Source organism: Streptomyces sp. NPDC007025, assembly GCF_042869455.1.
GTDB lineage: Bacteria > Actinomycetota > Actinomycetes > Streptomycetales > Streptomycetaceae > Streptomyces.
The window spans coordinates 250,205-266,692 of the sequence record NZ_JBIAFT010000007.1 but is presented as its reverse complement, the minus strand read 5'-3'; the positions used below and the strand labels follow the sequence as shown (position 1 = coordinate 266,692).

Below are 16,488 nucleotides of genomic sequence, written 5' to 3'. Positions count from 1 at the left end.
GCCTTGCTGAGGAGAGCGGGTGAAAGAACGGGGGAAGAAGGGGGTACAGGGACGGAGAAGCGGGCGCGCGGCGGTGCGGCGTGCCCCGGAGGAGCCGCGCTGGGCGCGATGGGCGCGCGCAGCGGCCCGGAACCCTCTCGCGAGGGCGGGCCGGGCGGGCAGGGCGTTCCGGTGCTCCTCAGCCCGTGACGGGCGTCGCGCCTGAGCCGCGGGCGGCGATCTCGGCGTAGACGTCGGGCTCGGTGGTGAACTCTCCGAGCCGGAGGGGTTTGCGGGTGCCGTGGTAGTCACTGGAGCCGGTGGCCAGCAGCCCGAGATCGGCGGCGAGGGCGTGCACCCGCTTGCGGGTGTCGGGGTCGTGGTCCGCGTGGTCGGCTTCGAGTCCGTCGAGTCCGGCCTCCGCCAGGTCGGCGAGCGCGCTCTCCGGGACGCAGCGGCCCCGCTTCCCGGCCAGCGGGTGGGCGAGCACGGCGACCCCTCCGGCGGCCTTGATGAGCCGCAGCGCCTCGAACGGGTCCAGTTCGTGCTTGCTCGCGTAGGCCCGCCCGTCGTCGGCGAGCCACTCCGCGGTGAAGGCGTCGGAGACGGTCTCGACGACGCCCTGCTCCACCATGGCGGCGGCGATGTGCGGGCGGCCGACCGAGCCGTCCCCCGCGATCCGGCTCACCTGCTCCCAGGTGACGGGCACGCCCAGCTCGCGCAGCTTGGCCACCATGGCCCGGGCCCGCGGCACCCGGTCGTCGCGGACGAGTTCGCGCTCGCGGGCGAGTGCGGGCTCGGCCGGATCGAAGAGGTAGCCGAGCATGTGGATACCGACGCCGTCGAGCCGGCAGGAGAGTTCGGCGCCGGTCACGAGGGTGAGCCCGGCGGGCAGCGCGGCGGCGGCCTCGTCGTGCCCGGCGACCGTGTCGTGGTCGGTGAGCGCCACCACGTCCAGCCCGGCGGCCGCGGCGTTGCGCACCAGCTCGGCGGGGGTGTCGGTGCCGTCCGAAGCGGTGGAGTGGGCGTGCAGGTCGATGCGCACTTCGACGGGCTCCGATGGCTGGACGGCGGGGTGTGACGGGCTCATGGCGAGCAGCACCCAGGATAGCCGTACCGGCCGGCTCCGCTTCCGGCTCCTGGTACGGGGCCGCCCGGACGGGTCCGCGGGGCCACCCGGCCCGACGGCGGAGGACTCGTGCTCCGCGGGCCGTCCCGGCCGCCGCGGGGCGCGCAGGCCCGGGGCCGTCAGCGCTGCGCGGCGGGCCGGGAGATCAGCCGAGGGGAGAGCGCTCCGCAGGGCACCAGTTCCACCTCGGCGCCCGCGTCTCGCAGGTCGGTCAGCACCAGTTCGTCGTAGAGCAGCAGTCCGGACTCCTGCGGCCAGACGATGGCCCACAGCCAGAGCCCGCACGCCTCTCCGGCGAAGACGGCACGGTCCGCCGGCGCTCCGCCGACCTGCCACAGCGGAGCGGGGTGTCCCGCGGCGTGCACCTTGGCCTGGGGCGGCTTGCCCGCGCAGATGGCCGGGCCGGGGTCGGGCCCGTCGATCCCGGCGTAGCGGGCGCCGAGGCCGACGCCGAGCTCCTCGGCGATCAGCAGCAGTTCGCCGGGGCCGCCGAGCGGCGCGGGCCCCGAGCAGGCGACGGCGGTGGCCCGGCCCCCGCTCCGGTCGTCGCCCGCGCAGGCGACGCCGGTGAACAGCCAGCCCACGGGGAGCGGCCAGGGCATCCAGACGGGCACCCGGGTGCGGCCCACCACGACGGCGAGTGCGTCGACGCTGGGCGGTAGGACCGGCTGGAGCGGGTGCACGGCACCGTGCACGCCGCACTGCCAGGTGTCGGCGAAGAGTCCGGGCGCCCTGATGCGGCCACCGCACTTCGGGCAACTGGGTTCGCCCCTCATGGGCCCTTACGGTCCTACCGGGCCGCCGTCCCGTCAAGGACGATCACCCACCCGGACTCCACCCCTGAACAGCACGGCGTGTAACCACCCCTGCCGAGACAGCCGATGACCTGCCGATCACATAGATGCCATTTGCATTAATTAGACTCGCTAATTTATTGTGTGTACACACCAACCACATCGTCGCGCGGGAGATCCTCGACCACCGGCCCGCGGGAGCACTCGCGGCGGCAGAACCCGAGGAGGAGCGGCAAGCATGAGTGGTGATCCGTTCGACAAGGGCGGAGGGAACCTCCTCCGCCAGCCGAAGGCCGTTTGGGCCACGGCGGGCGCGTCCGTCGTGGCCTTCATGGGCATCGGACTGGTCGACCCGATCCTGCCTTCGATCGCGAAGGGCCTGGAGGCCACCCCGAGCCAGGTCTCCCTGCTGTTCACCTCCTACTTCCTGATCACCGCCGTGGCGATGCTGGTCACCGGCTTCGTCTCCAGCCGGATCGGCGGCCGCAGGACCCTGCTGCTGGGACTGGCCCTGGTGGTGGTCTTCGCCGGACTCTCCGGCACCTCGCACTCCGTCGGCGAACTCGTCGGCTTCCGCGCCGGCTGGGGCCTGGGCAACGCCCTCTTCGTCTCGACGGCACTCGCGGTGATCGTCGGCGCCGCGGCGGGCGGCAGCGCCGCGGCCATCCTGCTGTACGAGTCGGCCCTGGGCCTGGGCATGGCCTGCGGCCCGCTGCTGGGTGCCGTGCTGGGCGACGCGAGCTGGCGTTTCCCGTTCTTCGGCACGGCCGTGCTGATGGCGATCGGCTTCCTCGCCATCACCGCGTTCCTCAAGGACCAGCCCAGGCCCGCACGCAAGACGTCCCTGCTCGACCCGGTCAAGGCGCTCGGCCACGGCGGACTCGCCTCGGTGGCCGCCTCGGCGTTCTTCTACAACTACGCCTTCTTCACCGTGCTGGCGTTCACCCCGTTCGTCCTGGACATGTCCCCCTACCGCTCGGGCGCGGTGTTCTTCGCCTGGGGCGTGCTGCTGGCGGTCTTCTCGGTGCTGGTCGCGCCCCGCCTCCAGGAGCGTTTCGGCTCGCTGCGGGTGCTGGGCGCCTCGCTGGTCCTGATGGCCGCCGACCTGCTGGTGCTGGGCTACGGCAACCACACCGCGGCCATCGCCGGCACCGTGGTCTCCGGTGCCTTCATCGGCCTCAACAACACCGTCTACACCGAACTCGCGCTCGGGGTCTCGGACGCGCCCCGGCCGGTGGCCAGCGCCGGCTACAACTTCGTCCGCTGGTTCGCGGCCGCCGCGGCGCCCTTCCTGGCGCCGAAGATCGAGGAGTGGGCGGACATCCACCTGCCCTTCGTGGTCGCGGCACTCGCCGCGCTCGTCGGCGCCGCCGTGGTGGCCGTCCGGCGCAAGGCCCTCACCACCGAGGCCGAGGAACTGCTCCCGGCCACCGCCGATCCCGAACCGGTCGGCGCCTGACGTCCGCGGCGCGCGGCCCGCAGCCCCGCGCCGGTCGCCGCGCGGTCACTCCCCCAGCGGGACGGCCGCGCGGAACGGATCGCGCAGGTCCGTGCCGTGCCGCAGCCAGCGCTCCTGGAGCGCCTCGGCGCCGTGCACCCGCTTCCAGGCGGCCTCAGCGGGGGTCATGGGCAGCAGCGGCAGGAACCGGACCGGCTCGCGCGGCGGTTCGAGGGCCACGTCCTCGACCAGTCCGCCGGGTTCGGCCACCAGCACGGAGGTGAAGGGCGCCCCCGGCCACAGCGGCCCGCCGGTGTCCAAGGAGGCGCCCGGGGCCACGACGACGCCCTCCACCTGGGGCGAGGCGGCCAGCACGGCCAACGGGCGCAGGACCTTGTCGGTCTCAGCGCCCGTCTCCCCGCTCCCGGGCCCCACGGTCAGCAGCAGTTCGGCGCGCGGCCCCACTTCGGGGTCGGCCAGCGCCTGCGCCGGGTCGGTCATGGGTCCGGCCGACATGCCGAGGGTGGCGTATCGCACGGTGCCCGCCGCGGCGTCCAGGAACCGCAGCACCTCGATGCGCTCGGCCCCCAGGAAGGTGACCGAGGCGCGGGCGTCGGGCTCGCCGAGGGCCTCGCGCAGCCGGGCGTCGACCAGAGTCAGCACGTCGTCCATCCGGCGAGCATAGAGCGGACGGCGAGCGCCCCGCGGAGCGGCACCGGGGTGAGCGCGCGGGTGCGGGGCGGGGGGAATCCGGGGGCCGGCGAGGAGCCCGGCCGACGGCGGGTAAGGAACGGGCAAAGGCCGCCGGGAGCGGTCACGCCGGGCACGCGGAGGGTTCGCGCAGTGCTACCGTTGGCTGCCGGTCAAGGTGTGTACAGATCGTCCCCCACAGGGGACCGGCCGGAGGAGGTGGGACTGACATGGATCCGAGTCGACCGTGCAGTACCGGCCGTTCTTCCTGTCCGGCAGTGACCGCACCACCAGGGACCTAGTCCCCCGCGGCCACAGCGCGCACACCTTTCCCCGAGGACCGATGGGGTTCCTCCCGGGGTGCGCACGGCGGAAGAGCGTCCGCGTCTCGCAGTTTCGCATTGTTCCGTCAGTCAGCGATCGCCGTCTCCCACGGCCTGCGTGTGGTGCCCGCTTTGCGGACCTCCGGGTGGTGGCCCGTAGGCCCCCGTTCCGGGCAGCACGACGCCTCGGCCCGGTTCGCGACGGCATGGCACGGCACCGTGGAGGGCCCACATGTCGATGATCCGAGAGCTGCGCGCCGTCGTGCGCCCGGCGCTGCGCAAGGACAACCGGCCGGGATACGGCTTCGGATACGAGCGCGTCGGCGCGGCCACCAGCAGCGCCGTCGTGGACTGCGGCGTCTACCTGGACGGCCGCCGCGACACCGAGCAGCTCACCCCGGCCCAGGCACTGCGCAAGGTGCGGTCCCCCGAGGGGCAGGGCCGCCGCGGCTTCGTGTGGATCGGTCTGCACGAGCCGACCGAGGAGGAGTTCTCCGGTATCGCCCAGGAGTACGGCCTGCACCCGCTGGCCGTCGAGGACGCGGTGCACGCGCACCAGCGGCCGAAGCTGGAGCGGTACGACGAGAGCCTGTTCACCGTCTTCAAGACGGTGCACTACGTGGAGCACGCCGAACTGACCGCCAGCAGCGAGGTGGTGGAGACCGGCGAGGTGATGTGCTTCACCGGCCGGGACTACATCATCACCGTCCGGCACGGCGGCCAGGGCTCGCTGCGCGCCCTGCGGCACCGGCTGGAGGACGACCCGGAGCTGCTGGGCAAGGGCCCCTCCGCGGTGCTGCACGCCATCGCCGACCAGACCGTGGACGGGTATCTGGCGGTCGCGGACGCGGTGCAGGACGACATCGACGAGGTGGAGATCGACGTCTTCTCCGACCGCTCCGGCAACGGCAAGCGGGGCGGCGACGCGGGCCGGATCTACCAGCTCAAGCGCGAGGTGCTGGAGTTCAAGCGCGCCGTCTCACCGCTGATGCGGCCGCTGCAGACGCTCAGCGAGCGGCCGGTTCGGCTGGTCGACCCGGACATCCAGAAGTATTTCCGCGACGTGGCCGACCACCTGACCCGGGTCAACGAGCAGGTGCTGGGCTTCGACGACCTGCTCAACTCGATCCTCCAGGCGAACCTCGCCCAGGCGACGGTCGCGCAGAACGAGGACATGCGGAAGATCACCGCGTGGGCCGCCATCTTCGCGGTGCCGACGATGATCGCCGGGATCTACGGCATGAACTTCGACTACATGCCCGAGACGGACTGGAAGTACGGCTACCCGGCGGTGCTGCTGCTGATCGTCGCCATCTGCTACGGCATCCACCGGGGCTTCAAGCGCAACGGGTGGCTGTAGCCTGCGGGCTATGAGCCTGACGCCGCAGCAGCCCGACAGCCGCCCGGAGAGCCGTGCGGACCGCGCGCTGATCGAGGAGACGGCCAAGAAGTCGGGGCTGGTCTGGGTCCGCGGCCCCGAGGGCCCGGCGCGCGGGCTGTGGCATGTGTGGCACGAGGGAGCCGTCTGCCTGGTCGGGGACGGCCCGCTCGAACAGCCGCTCGACGACCTCGGGCTGACGGACGGCGGCAGCGCCACCGTCACGGTACGCGGCAAGGACAAGGGCGCGCGGCTGGTCGTGTGGCCGGCCCGGGTACGTGAACTCGCCCCGCACGGCCCGGAGTGGGAGGCGGCGGTCGGCGAACTGAAGGGCAAACGGCTCAACGCGCCGGACGCCGAGACCATGCCCGAACGCTGGGCCGGACACAGCCGGGTGCTGCGGCTGGAGCCGGCCGGGGATTCGCTGGAGCGCCCCGGCGCGATGCCACGCGGCTCCCAGGCGGCGCCGCCGCTGACCACCTCCGCCACCACGCGCCGCTCCCGGCCCGCCGGGCTGCCGCGGCTGCTCTTCCGCCGCCGGAGCCGCTCCCGCGGCTGAACCGGTGCGGAGCCCCGGCGGCGGCGCGGCAGCCGGCAGCGGGTCAGCTTCCGTGCTGCCCGGAGGAGATCTTCTTGCCGTAGTCGACGGTCTCGTCCTTCTCCGGGGCGTGCAGCGGGAAGCCGTCGTTCCAGTCGCTCAGCCGCACGGTCCCGGCGCCCCCCGCGCGGCGCAGCCGCAGCGGGTAGGGCATGCCCTCCAGTGAGACGTCCACCGTGCCGCCGCTGCCCTTGCCCGCCGTGACGCGGATCGTCCTGGTGTCGTCCACCGTGCCACGCTCGCCCGTCTCGCGCTTGCCGTCCATGGCCAGCAGCCCCTCCAGGAGCGTCTCCATGTCGGTGAAGACACTCAACTGCTTGTAGGCCGGGTCCTGTTCGGGGACCTTCACATACTTGCCCTTGAGCTTGCCCGCGGCCGCGACATCGCTCTTGCTGGGCTCCTTGCCGCCCTCCTGGCGGGCCCAGAAGTCGGTGCCCGCCTTGAGGTAGAGGTCGCGGCCGGTGCGCAGCAGCTGGAAGGTGGTGCCTCCCTCGGCGGAGACCTCGCCGACGCCGCCGCTCTCCTTCAGCCGCATCTTGAGGCGGTAGGTGCGGCCTTTGCTGACGACCTTGCCGGAGACCCGCACGGCCTCGGCACCCTTGGCCGCCGCCTTCGCCTTCCGCTCGATCTTCGCCGCCGAGAGCTTGCCGACGCCATTGGTGCCCGCGTCCGGATCCTCACTCCCGCAGCCGCTCAGTGCCGTACTCGCTCCGACGCAGAAGAGAGCGAGCAGCGCTGCACTCCGGGGTGCGCGGGCGCGTCCAGTCACGAGGGGTTCCTCCTGTGGTCGGCGGCGGCAAGAGGGCACCCTACCCGGACGGAGGCGGCTCCCCGGAAGGGAGCCGTCCGGACCACTCGGCTGCGGCGGCTGTGGCGCCCGTCACGCTAGCCTGAATCTGTCATATACCTGTATGAGTGAGGTAAAGGTACAAAGCGCACGAAAGGTCTGATACCTCGGCGAGCGGTCCGCGGGACCGAGAAGGGAGGCGGCTCATGGCGGCGAGCGCCCCCCGGGTCTTCGTCTCGCACCTGGCCGGTACCGCGGTCTTCGACCCGAACGGCGACCAGGTCGGCAGGGTCCGCGACGTGGTGGCGCTGCTCGGTGGCCGGCGCAGGCTGCCCAGCGTCCTCGGGCTGGTGGTGGAGGTCGTCAGCAGGCGCCGGGTCTTCCTGCCCATGACCCGGGTGACGGGTGTGGAATCCGGCCAGGTCATCACCACGGGCGTGCTCAACATCCGGCGCTTCGAGCGGCGGCCCAACGAGCGGCTGGTCCTCGGCGAGCTGCTGGACCGCCAGGTGACGCTGGTGGAGACCGGCGAGGAGGTCACCGTCCTGGACGTCGGCCTCCAGCGGCTGCCCGCACGCCGCGACTGGGAGATCGACCGGCTCTTCGTCCGCAAGGGCCGCAAGGGCGGCGGGCTGCGGGCCCGGCGCGGCGAGGCACTCACCGTCGAGTGGGACGCGGTGACCGGCTTCAATCTGGAGGAGCCCGAGCAGGGCACCGCCAACCTGCTGGCCACCTTCGAGCAGCTGCGCCCGGCGGACCTGGCCAACGTCCTGCACCACCTCTCCGAGAAGCGCCGGGCCGAGGTGGCCGCGGCGCTCCACGACGACCGCCTCGCCGACGTGCTGGAGGAGCTGCCGGACGACGACCAGGTGGAGATCATCAACAAGCTCGCCGACGAGCGGGCGGCGCTCGTGCTGGAGGCGATGGACCCCGACGACGCGGCCGACCTGCTCGGCGAGCTCCCGGAGGAGGACAAGGAGCGCCTGCTGGACCTGATGCAGCCCCAGGAGGCGGCACCGGTGCGGCGACTGCTGTCCTACGAGGAGGGCACGGCGGGCAGCCTGATGACAACCGAGCCGATCGTGCTGCGCCCGGACGCGAGCGTCGCCGAGGCGCTGGCCCGGGTGCGCGTCGAGGACCTCCCGGCGCCGCTGGCCTCCCAGGTCTACGTCTGCCGGCCGCCGGACGAGACCCCCACCGGCAAGTATCTGGGCGTCGTGCACTTCCAACGGCTGCTGCGCGAACCGCCGTTCGCCCTGGTCGGCGCACTCGTCGACGCCGACCTGCGACCGCTGCCGCCGACCGCCTCGGTGCCCGCGCTGACGAGCTATCTGGCGGCGTACAACATCGTCTCGGCGCCCGTGGTGGACGAGGGCGGCCATCTGCTGGGCGCCGTCACGGTCGACGACGTGCTGGACGACCTGCTGCCGGAGGGCTGGCGCGAGGCGGCGGCCGAGGGCGGGCTGCCCGGCTTCGCGCCGGGACCCCACGAGCGGCCCGAGGCGCCCGCCGCACCGGCCGGCGCGGCGCGCGGACCCGACGGGAGGGAGCCGGAGGATGGCTGAGCGGGAGGGACCACGGCTGGACGTACCGCGTGCGCCCCGGCGCACGCTGCTGCCGGCCTACGATCCGGACACCTTCGGACGGGCCTCGGAGCGGATCGCGCGGTTCCTGGGCACCGGCCGCTTCCTGGTGTGGATGACGGTCGTGATCATCGTCTGGATGGGCTGGAACATCGTCGCCCCGGACGGTCTGAAGTTCGACGAGTACCCGTTCATCTTCCTGACGCTGGCCCTGTCCCTCCAGGCGTCCTACGCGGCCCCGCTCATCCTGCTCGCGCAGAACCGCCAGGACGACCGGGACCGGGTCAACCTGGAGCAGGACCGCAAGCGCAACGAGCGCAGCATCGCCGACACCGAGTTCCTGGCGCGCGAGATCGCCGCGTTGCGGATGGGCCTGGGCGAGGTGGCCACCCGGGACTGGATCCGCTCGGAACTGGCGGAGCTGGTCAAGGACCTGGAACAGCAGGACCGGCCGGGAGCAGCCGCCGGCCGCGGACCGGCCGGGTCCGGCGAGCGTGACCAAGACCGCTGACCGGTCGCTTAGCTCACGCACCCTACCCGGCCGTACCATGCATGCATGGCTACCGAGACCCAGGAATCCACCCCCACCGAAGACGCGGTGCGCGCTGCGCTCGCGACGGTGAACGACCCGGAGATCCACCGGCCGATCACCGACCTGGGGATGGTCAAATCCATCGGCATCGCGCCCGGTGGCGCGGTCGACGTCGGGGTCTATCTGACGGTCTCCGGCTGTCCGCTGCGCGAGACCATCACCGCGAACGTGACCGAGGCCGTGCAGCGGGTGCCGGGGGTCACCTCCGTCAGCGTCGAACTGGACGTGATGAGCGACGAGCAGCGCCGCGAGCTGGCGGCCTCCCTGCGGGGCGGCACCGCCGAGCGGGAGGTCCCCTTCGCCCAGCCCGGCTCACTGACCCGGGTGTACTGCGTGGCCTCCGGCAAGGGCGGGGTCGGCAAGTCCTCGGTGACGGTGAACCTGGCCGCGGCGCTGGCCGCCGACGGGATGAAGGTCGGCGTGGTGGACGCCGACATCTACGGCCACTCGGTCCCCCGGATGCTGGGCGCGGACGGGCGTCCGACCCAGGTCGAGGACATGATCATGCCGCCGTCCGCACACGGCGTGAAGGTGATCTCGATCGGGATGTTCACCCCGGGCAACGCGCCGGTTGTGTGGCGCGGACCGATGCTGCACCGCGCGCTCCAGCAGTTCCTGGCCGATGTCTACTGGGGCGATCTGGACGTGCTGCTGCTGGACCTGCCGCCCGGCACCGGGGACATCGCGATCTCGGTGGCCCAGCTCGTGCCGAACGCGGAGATCCTGGTGGTGACGACCCCGCAGCAGGCGGCGGCCGAGGTCGCCGAGCGCGCCGGATCCATCGCCGTGCAGACCCACCAGAAGATCGTCGGCGTGATCGAGAACATGTCCGGCATGCCGTGCCCGCACTGCGACGAGATGGTCGACGTCTTCGGCACCGGCGGCGGCCAGAAGGTGGCCGAGGGGCTGACCCGCACCACCGGCGCCGAGGTGCCGGTGCTCGGCGGCATCCCGATCGACCTGCGGCTGCGCGAGGGCGGGGACGAGGGCAAGCCGGTGGTCCTCAGCGACCCGGACTCCCCTGCCGGGAAGGCGCTGCGCACCGTCGCCGACAAGCTCAGCTCGCGCCAGCGCGGCCTGTCGGGCATGTCCCTGGGCCTCACCCCGAGCAACAAGTTCTGAGGCCGCGAGGCGCCCGTACGGCGCCGCGCGACCCCCGTGCGGTGAGCACCGGGCGGGGGTCGGCGCGCCGGCCCGCCCTGCCGGGCGGTCAGCCCCGCTCGTATTCCGTGATGTCCTTCACCACGGCGAAGCCGAGTCCGTAGGCGCTCATCCCGCGCCCGTAGGCACCCAGGTGGACGCCTTCCTGGGCCGAGCCGGCGAGCACCCAGCCGTACGCGGACTCGCGGTAGTGGAAGTCGGTGGGGATGCCGTCCACCGGCAGCGAGAGGCTGCTCCAGCCGGAGCCGTCCAGGTCGTCTGCGAGTTCCCAGGCGACGCCGGTCTGCTGGTCGAGCCAGTCCTGCCGCAGGCTGCGGTCCATCTCCATCGGGAAGCTGCACGAGAGCAGCCCCGAGCCCGCCAGCCAGGCGGCGGTGGAGACGGAGGTGGCCTCCAGTGTGCCGGTGCCGTCACCGCTGCGCCGCACGGGGCGGCTGGCGAGGGTGACGACGACGGCGAAGCTCTCGTCCTCGGGGGTGGTCTCGACACGGAGGGAGGGCTCTTCGCCGTGGCCGGTGGAACCGTGCTCGACCGTGCCGTCGGCCGCCGTGCCGACCTGCATCAGCCAGCGCGGTCCGGTGAAGGCGGCATCCAGGCCGTACCACGGAAAGGCAGCCATCAGGTAGTCGTCCACAGCCCGCCGCGCGCCGGGTACCCCCTGTGCGGCGGGCCCGGATTCACCGGCCGGCCGACTCGTCGTCTCCATCTGTGCGACGCCTCCTCATTGCCCTGTTGCCCGGGCAGCCGAGCTCCTCGGACGGCGACCCCCGACACTGGGAGGATAGCCACACCGGTCCGCCGTGTCGGTCATGCCCGGTGGATCAGGACGTGGTGCGGGTGGCGAGATGGACGGCAAACGCCGTAGATGTCCCGGTGGTGTGAATGCCGAGGTGACGGGATCGTTGCCTGATGAGGCGTCAGATGAGGGTCAGGTGGCGTCCGCGTCGAACGGCGGCGGGTCGCCCTTGCGGAGCACGTCTCCTTGCACCGGTCGGCCGTTCACCCCGTCGGAGGTGCGCTTGGTCAGATCCGGTGCCTGCTGTCCGCCGCCCCGGAGGCTCTTGCCGGACCGCTCGGACCCGCCGGAACCGCCACCGCGGGAGGAGCCGGCGCCCCCGCTGTCGGTGCCGTTGACCGCGTCCGTGACTTCGGCCAGATCCTTGCGCAGGTCGAAGCTGTTGCTGATCTCCTTGATACCCAGGTCGTCGTTGTCCAGCAGGTGCTTGCGCGCGAAGTTCTTCGGATTCAGGTCCTCGAATTCGAAGTCCTTGAATTCCGGTCCCAGCTCGCTCCTGATGTCCTCCTTCGCGCTGTCGGAGAACTGGCGCACCTTGCGGATGAAGGCGGAGACGTCCTGGATCACCTTGGGGAGTTTCTCGGGGCCGAACACGAGCACCGCCAGCACGATGAGCGCGACCAGCTCCAGTGGTCCTATATCGAAGAACACCGCGCAGCTCCCTCACTCCGTCCACGGCTCCTGCAGCCAGATGTCACGGTACCCGCCCGCGGCCCGCGAACGGGAGCCCGCCCTGGCACCCGGCGTCAGCCGGCGGCGGAACCGAGCGTCAGCCGCACCGTCCGCCGCGCGCCCGCCACGCCCCCGTCCAGGACGGTCAGTCCCAGCTCATCACCCGGACGGTGGCTGCGGATCCGGACGATCAGCTCCTCGCCCCCGGCCACGGGCTTACCGCCGACCTCGGTGATCACATCACCCGCCGCCAGCCCGGCCCGGTCGGCCGGACCGCCCGGCACGACCGCGCCGCGGCCGCCGGCACCGCCGATCCGCGCGCCCTCGCCCTCGTACCGCATGTCGAGCGAGACCCCGATGACCGGATGGGTGGCGCGGCCCTCGTTGATGAGCTCCTCGGCGACCCGGCGGGCCTGGTTGACCGGGATGGCGAAGCCCAGCCCGACGCTGCCGCCGCCCTCGCCGCCGGGCAGGCCCGGAGCTCCCCCCGCACCTCTGATCGCGCTGTTCACCCCCACGACCCGGCCCCCGGCGTCCACCAGCGGGCCGCCGGAGTTGCCGGGGTTCATGGGCGCGTCCGTCTGCAGCGCGTTCACATAGCTCAGCTCGCCGCCCGGCTCCCCGCCCCCTGCCGTGATGGGCCGCTCGGTCGCGCTGACGATGCCGGTGGTGACCGTGCCGTCCAGGTCGAAGGGGGCACCGAAGGCGATGACGGGGTCGCCGACCCGGACGCCGTCGGAGTCGCCGAGCGGCAGCGGCGTGAGCCCGGAGACGTGCGAGACCTGGACGACGGCCAGGTCGTACCCGGCGTCGCCGCCGACCACCTCGCCGGTCACGGTCCGGCCGCTGTCGAAGGTGACCCGGACCCCGTCGGCGGACTCGGCGCCCTCGACCACATGCTGGTTGGTGAGGATGTGGCCGCGCCGGTCCAGCACGAAACCGGTGCCCGTGGCCTCGGCGCCGCCGCCGCGCGCGTGCAGCGTGACGACGCCGGGCAGCGTCTGCCGCGCGATCCCCGCGATGCTGCCCTCCGGCCGCGCACCCCCCTCCGCCGCCGCGGTACGGGGCAGCTCGACGTCGCTCACGGAGCCGTTCCGCTCGACATAGGCGCCGATGAGCCCGCCCGCGCCACCGGCCACCAGCGCCAGCGCCAGGGCGCCGAGCGCGATCCGGCGCCCGCGGCGCGGGGGCCGCACGGGGGGCCGCGGCGGGAGCGGCGGCACGGCGGGCGGCGGAACCGGCAGCGGCTCGGGCTCCCCGGCCGGCCGGCCGGGGTCCTGCGCTCCGGCGCTCCGGTGGTCCGCCGGGGGCACCTCCCCGCCGGATCCCTCGACCGGCACCCCGTGGGGCGGCGTCGTGCTGCCGGGCGGCAGGGCGACACCGTGCGGCGGGGTGGCCGCGGGACGCTGGACGGGCGGTGCGGGGGCCCAGGGGCCGGGTCCGCCGTAGGGAGGGGTGGAGTACGGATCCACGCCGTGCAGCGGCTCGGGGCACGCGGCGGGCTCCGGAGCCGGCTCCCCGGCCTCGGCCGCCCCCGGCTCCTCGGGACCGGCGGTGCCCGGCGCGGCCGGCTCCCCGGCGGGTGCCTGGGCGGTCCGCTCGGTCCGCTCCCGCGCGGGCCCGGTCACCGCCGGATCGGTCACCGCCGGCCGGAGCCGACTGTCCGGGATCCGGCGTGGGCGGCTCCACCACTTCGGCTGCTGCCTGGTGGCGTTCGGCTCGTCCATGCACTCTCCAGCTGGTCACCCGCGACTCACGCCCTCCCCGGACCGCGGCCGGGGGCAGGGCGTCGGAAGGATTCAACCAGGAACGCGGCGCGCCGCCCAGCGCGCGTCAACCCGGCGCCGTGTCAGCGCCCGGCCGGGCCCCGCGCGGTGGCCGGGAGCGAACTCGTCACCGCCGGAGCGCGGCCGGGGAACGAGCGCAGCACGGAGGGGTCGTGCCGGACGGCCGGCCGCCGGGCCAGCCGCATCTCGGTGGCGGGCTCCTGCTTCGGCCCGCCGGACAGCAGCGCGGCAGAACCGCGCAGCGCGCTCAGGGTGCCGGCCGTGCCGCTCCCCCCGTACCAGCCGGAGGCGTTGGTGGCGGGCGAGAGCCGGGCGGGTGCCGAGCGCCGCAGCATGCTCACGGGAGCGTTCGGCTGCGCGGTGGGGGCCGCCGCACCATAGGAGGCCACCGGCGCGAAGGTGGGGCCGGAGTCCGCACCGCGGGTGCTCTGCGTACCCCCGCGCTGGTCGCCGCCGCGCCGTCTGCCGTCCCGGGAGGCCCCGGAGCCGGAGGCCGGGCTGCGTACCGCGTTGGCGGAGGGGTTGTCGCCGCCCGTCCCACCGGACGTGCTCGCCGCGCCGGAGGCCAGAGTGCCGCCGAAGGCGAGGGCCGCCAGCGAGAAGGCACCCGCCGCGGCGAACGCGAACCGGCGTCCGCGGGAGGCCGAGCGCTCCCGCTCGGCGCGTTCGGACCGCTCGACGCTGTCGGGCGGCGGAACCTCATGTATCCGGAAGCCGCGGGGCGGGGTGAGTGGGCTGCGCCCGCCGGTCCGGCCGCCGGGAAAGTGGTCGAACGCCCAGGACGAGCGGCCGGAGCCGCCCGGCAGCACGTGCGCGGCGAACGCGCCGCCGCCCGGCCCGCCCGGACCGGGGGCTGCACCGCCCCCGGGGCGCAGGCCGCCGTCCGCGGGCAGGCCCTGCAGCCGGGCGAGGAGCCCGTCCGAGGGCGGTGGCGGCGCGGCGTCCGCGAAGACGTTCTTGAGCCGGCGCTGCGCATCGGCCTCCGCCTTGCACCCCGGGCAGGTGGCCAGATGCGCGAGCACCCGCTCGCGGGCGTCGTGCCCCAGCTCCCCGTCGACCAGTGCGGCGAGGCGGTCTCCGAGATGGTGTTCGGCGGAGGTCACCCGGCGCTCACCTCGCCCGCCCGGGCCGACGGCACCACCGCGCTCAGGGTGCGCCGCTGCTCGGTGCGAGCGGCGGGCGAGCGGTGCTGGAGCGCCTTGCGCAGGTGGGAGCGGCCGCGGTGGATACGGCTGCGGACGGTGCCGAGCTTGACACCGAGCGTCGCGGCGATCTCCTCGTAGGAGAGCCCCTCGATGTCGCAGAGCACCACGGCGGCACGGAACTCGGGGGCGAGGGTGTCCAGGGCCTGCTGGACGTCCGCGTCGAAGTGGGTGTCGTTGAAGTGCTGCTGCGGGGTGGGCTCGCGACTGGGCAGCCGCTCCGCGGCGTCGTCGGCGAGCGCGTCGAAGCGGATGCGCTGCTTGCGCCGGACCATGTCCAGGAAGAGGTTCGTGGTGATCCGGTGCAGCCAGCCCTCGAAGGTACCGGGGGTGTAGGTCGACAGCGACCGGAAGACCCGGACGAAGACCTCCTGGGTGAGGTCCTCCGCGTCGTGCTGGTTACCGGTCAGGCGGTAGGCGAGGCGGTAGACCCGGGCACTGTGGTTGCTGACGATCTCCTCCCAGGAAGGAGGGGTCCACGCCTGCGCGTCCGCATCGGTCGCGAAAGTCGCCGTGGTCGCGGAATCGGCGGTGCGGGACTGGTCAGCGGTGTCGGTCACGGATTTCGGCTGTCCCGTCGACCTGCGGAATCTGGAGAAGACGCCGCGGTCCCGGCTTGCAGCCGCACCTCCCCTGTCGGCTCTGGTGGTGTCCACTGGAGCCCCTACCATAGCCACATCTCCCGTTAGCTCCGGATAAGAAACTTTGCCCGGCTTTGCCGACCGCTCCCCGGCGGTCCCTGCTTCCTCAACGCCCGGCCCCAACTGCGGGTTCCCGGGGCAACGGATACAGTCACGATTGCGTGGAGGACGGGGACAGGAGAGGGCCATTACCGGCAACCGGCAGACGAGCTGGGAGTTCGCCGACGCGTACGGCGCCGAGCTCGTCGAGAACGCCGAGAGCGAAGCACTGCGCTGGGCCCGCGACCGGGCCCAGGAGGCTGGGCTGCGCACGGTCTCCCCCGCCACCGGAGCGGCACTGCGGCTGCTGGCGGCGGCCGCCGAGGCCAAGGCGGTCGCGGAGATCGGTACGGGCACCGGTGTCTCCGGACTGCACCTGTTGCACGGGATGCGATCCGACGGGGTGCTCACCACGGTCGACACCGAACCGGAGCGGCAGCAGTTCGCCCGCGAGGCGTTCCGCGCCGCCGGGTTCGTCGGCAGCGGGGGCAACAGGGTGCGGTTCATCCCCGGCCGGGCCCTGGACGTGCTGCCGCGGCTGGCGGACGGCGGATACGACCTCGTCTTCTGCGACGGCGACCGGACGGAGTGCCTGGACTACCTCGCCGAATCGTTGCGGCTGCTGCGGGACGGCGGGCTGATCTGCTTCGCCGGGGTCTTCGCCGACGGGCGGACGGGCGAGGCCACGGACCAGTCCCAGGAAGTGCTGCGGCTGCGGGAGCTGTTGCGCACAGTCCGGGAGAGCACACTGCTGGTGCCTTCGCTGCTGCCGGTGGGCGACGGACTGCTGTGCGCGGTCAAACGCGGGGAGTGACGGAGTCGTTGCGCGACGCGTTCGCTCTGCCGCCGGGCCTCCGGGACCGGCGCGGCCCGGGTTCGGGACCCGGCCGGCACGGGGC

16 protein-coding genes are annotated in these 16,488 nt (G+C 73.4%); 7 read left to right on the top strand and 9 right to left on the bottom strand.

Going from position 1 to position 16,488, the window contains the following annotated elements:
* Positions 1-178: 178 nt before the first annotated feature.
* On the bottom strand, positions 179-1,024 hold the full coding sequence (locus ACFYMO_RS16165) for a PHP domain-containing protein (protein WP_366773952.1): 846 nt from the start codon (positions 1,022-1,024) through the stop codon (positions 179-181).
* A 203-nt stretch (positions 1,025-1,227) separates the two neighbouring features.
* The gene (locus tag ACFYMO_RS16160) at positions 1,228-1,884 is read right to left on the bottom strand and encodes a DUF6758 family protein (protein WP_019354411.1); all 657 of its coding nucleotides are present in this window, start codon (positions 1,882-1,884) and stop codon (positions 1,228-1,230) included.
* A 256-nt stretch (positions 1,885-2,140) separates the two neighbouring features.
* On the opposite strand from ACFYMO_RS16160, the gene ACFYMO_RS16155 reads away from it, so the two are divergent.
* Positions 2,141-3,361 carry an MFS transporter gene (locus tag ACFYMO_RS16155; protein ID WP_366773919.1) on the top strand — a complete coding sequence of 407 codons (1,221 nt, stop codon included), beginning with the start codon at positions 2,141-2,143 and terminating at the stop codon, positions 3,359-3,361.
* Between the two features lie 45 nt (positions 3,362-3,406).
* Here the strand turns inward: ACFYMO_RS16155 and ACFYMO_RS16150 are convergent, their stop codons facing one another.
* The gene (locus tag ACFYMO_RS16150; protein ID WP_388546882.1) at positions 3,407-4,012 is read right to left on the bottom strand and encodes a suppressor of fused domain protein; all 606 of its coding nucleotides are present in this window, start codon (positions 4,010-4,012) and stop codon (positions 3,407-3,409) included.
* Between the two features lie 573 nt (positions 4,013-4,585).
* Between ACFYMO_RS16150 and ACFYMO_RS16145 the strand changes: the two genes are divergently transcribed.
* Entirely contained in the window at positions 4,586-5,713 is a 1,128-nt protein-coding gene (locus ACFYMO_RS16145) for a magnesium and cobalt transport protein CorA (protein WP_360296579.1), read from the top strand.
* A 10-nt stretch (positions 5,714-5,723) separates the two neighbouring features.
* Positions 5,724-6,290 (top strand): hypothetical protein, encoded by a 567-nt coding sequence (locus ACFYMO_RS16140; protein ID WP_366773917.1) that lies wholly within the window; start codon positions 5,724-5,726, stop codon positions 6,288-6,290.
* A 43-nt stretch (positions 6,291-6,333) separates the two neighbouring features.
* On the opposite strand, the gene ACFYMO_RS16135 is transcribed toward ACFYMO_RS16140, so the two are convergent.
* Positions 6,334-7,098: a hypothetical protein gene (locus ACFYMO_RS16135; protein ID WP_388546879.1), complete on the bottom strand. Its 765-nt coding sequence runs from the start codon at positions 7,096-7,098 to the stop codon at positions 6,334-6,336.
* Between the two features lie 224 nt (positions 7,099-7,322).
* Between ACFYMO_RS16135 and ACFYMO_RS16130 the strand changes: the two genes are divergently transcribed.
* Genes ACFYMO_RS16130 through ACFYMO_RS16120 form a run of 3 tightly spaced genes read left to right on the top strand, consistent with a single transcriptional unit; the run spans position 7,323 to position 10,413 of the window.
* Entirely contained in the window at positions 7,323-8,681 is a 1,359-nt protein-coding gene (locus tag ACFYMO_RS16130; protein ID WP_366773915.1) for a magnesium transporter MgtE N-terminal domain-containing protein, read from the top strand.
* Positions 8,674-9,210 carry a DUF1003 domain-containing protein gene (locus ACFYMO_RS16125; protein ID WP_366773914.1) on the top strand — a complete coding sequence of 179 codons (537 nt, stop codon included), beginning with the start codon at positions 8,674-8,676 and terminating at the stop codon, positions 9,208-9,210. Before ACFYMO_RS16130 ends, ACFYMO_RS16125 begins: the two co-directional genes overlap by 8 nt.
* Positions 9,211-9,255: 45 nt before the next feature.
* On the top strand, positions 9,256-10,413 hold the full coding sequence (locus ACFYMO_RS16120; RefSeq protein ID WP_366773913.1) for an Mrp/NBP35 family ATP-binding protein: 1,158 nt from the start codon (positions 9,256-9,258) through the stop codon (positions 10,411-10,413).
* An 88-nt stretch (positions 10,414-10,501) separates the two neighbouring features.
* On the opposite strand, the gene ACFYMO_RS16115 is transcribed toward ACFYMO_RS16120, so the two are convergent.
* The 5 genes from ACFYMO_RS16115 to sigE form a co-directional block, all read right to left on the bottom strand.
* Positions 10,502-11,158, bottom strand: a complete 657-nt coding sequence (locus tag ACFYMO_RS16115) for a hypothetical protein (RefSeq protein WP_019354420.1) — start codon at positions 11,156-11,158, stop codon at positions 10,502-10,504.
* Between the two features lie 222 nt (positions 11,159-11,380).
* Positions 11,381-11,899 (bottom strand): sec-independent translocase, encoded by a 519-nt coding sequence (locus ACFYMO_RS16110; RefSeq protein WP_366773912.1) that lies wholly within the window; start codon positions 11,897-11,899, stop codon positions 11,381-11,383.
* A gap of 95 nt (positions 11,900-11,994) precedes the next feature.
* A complete protein-coding gene (locus ACFYMO_RS16105) occupies positions 11,995-13,647 on the bottom strand; it encodes a trypsin-like peptidase domain-containing protein (protein WP_366773911.1) in 1,653 nt (550 codons plus the stop codon).
* Between the two features lie 122 nt (positions 13,648-13,769).
* A complete protein-coding gene (locus tag ACFYMO_RS16100; RefSeq protein WP_366773910.1) occupies positions 13,770-14,810 on the bottom strand; it encodes a zf-HC2 domain-containing protein in 1,041 nt (346 codons plus the stop codon).
* Entirely contained in the window at positions 14,807-15,580 is a 774-nt protein-coding gene (sigE, locus tag ACFYMO_RS16095; RefSeq protein WP_360296606.1) for an RNA polymerase sigma factor SigE, read from the bottom strand. The genes ACFYMO_RS16100 and sigE overlap by 4 nt, the downstream gene beginning before the upstream one ends.
* A gap of 127 nt (positions 15,581-15,707) precedes the next feature.
* On the opposite strand from sigE, the gene ACFYMO_RS16090 reads away from it, so the two are divergent.
* Entirely contained in the window at positions 15,708-16,403 is a 696-nt protein-coding gene (locus tag ACFYMO_RS16090; RefSeq protein ID WP_366773909.1) for a class I SAM-dependent methyltransferase, read from the top strand.
* Positions 16,404-16,488: the final 85 nt, after the last annotated feature.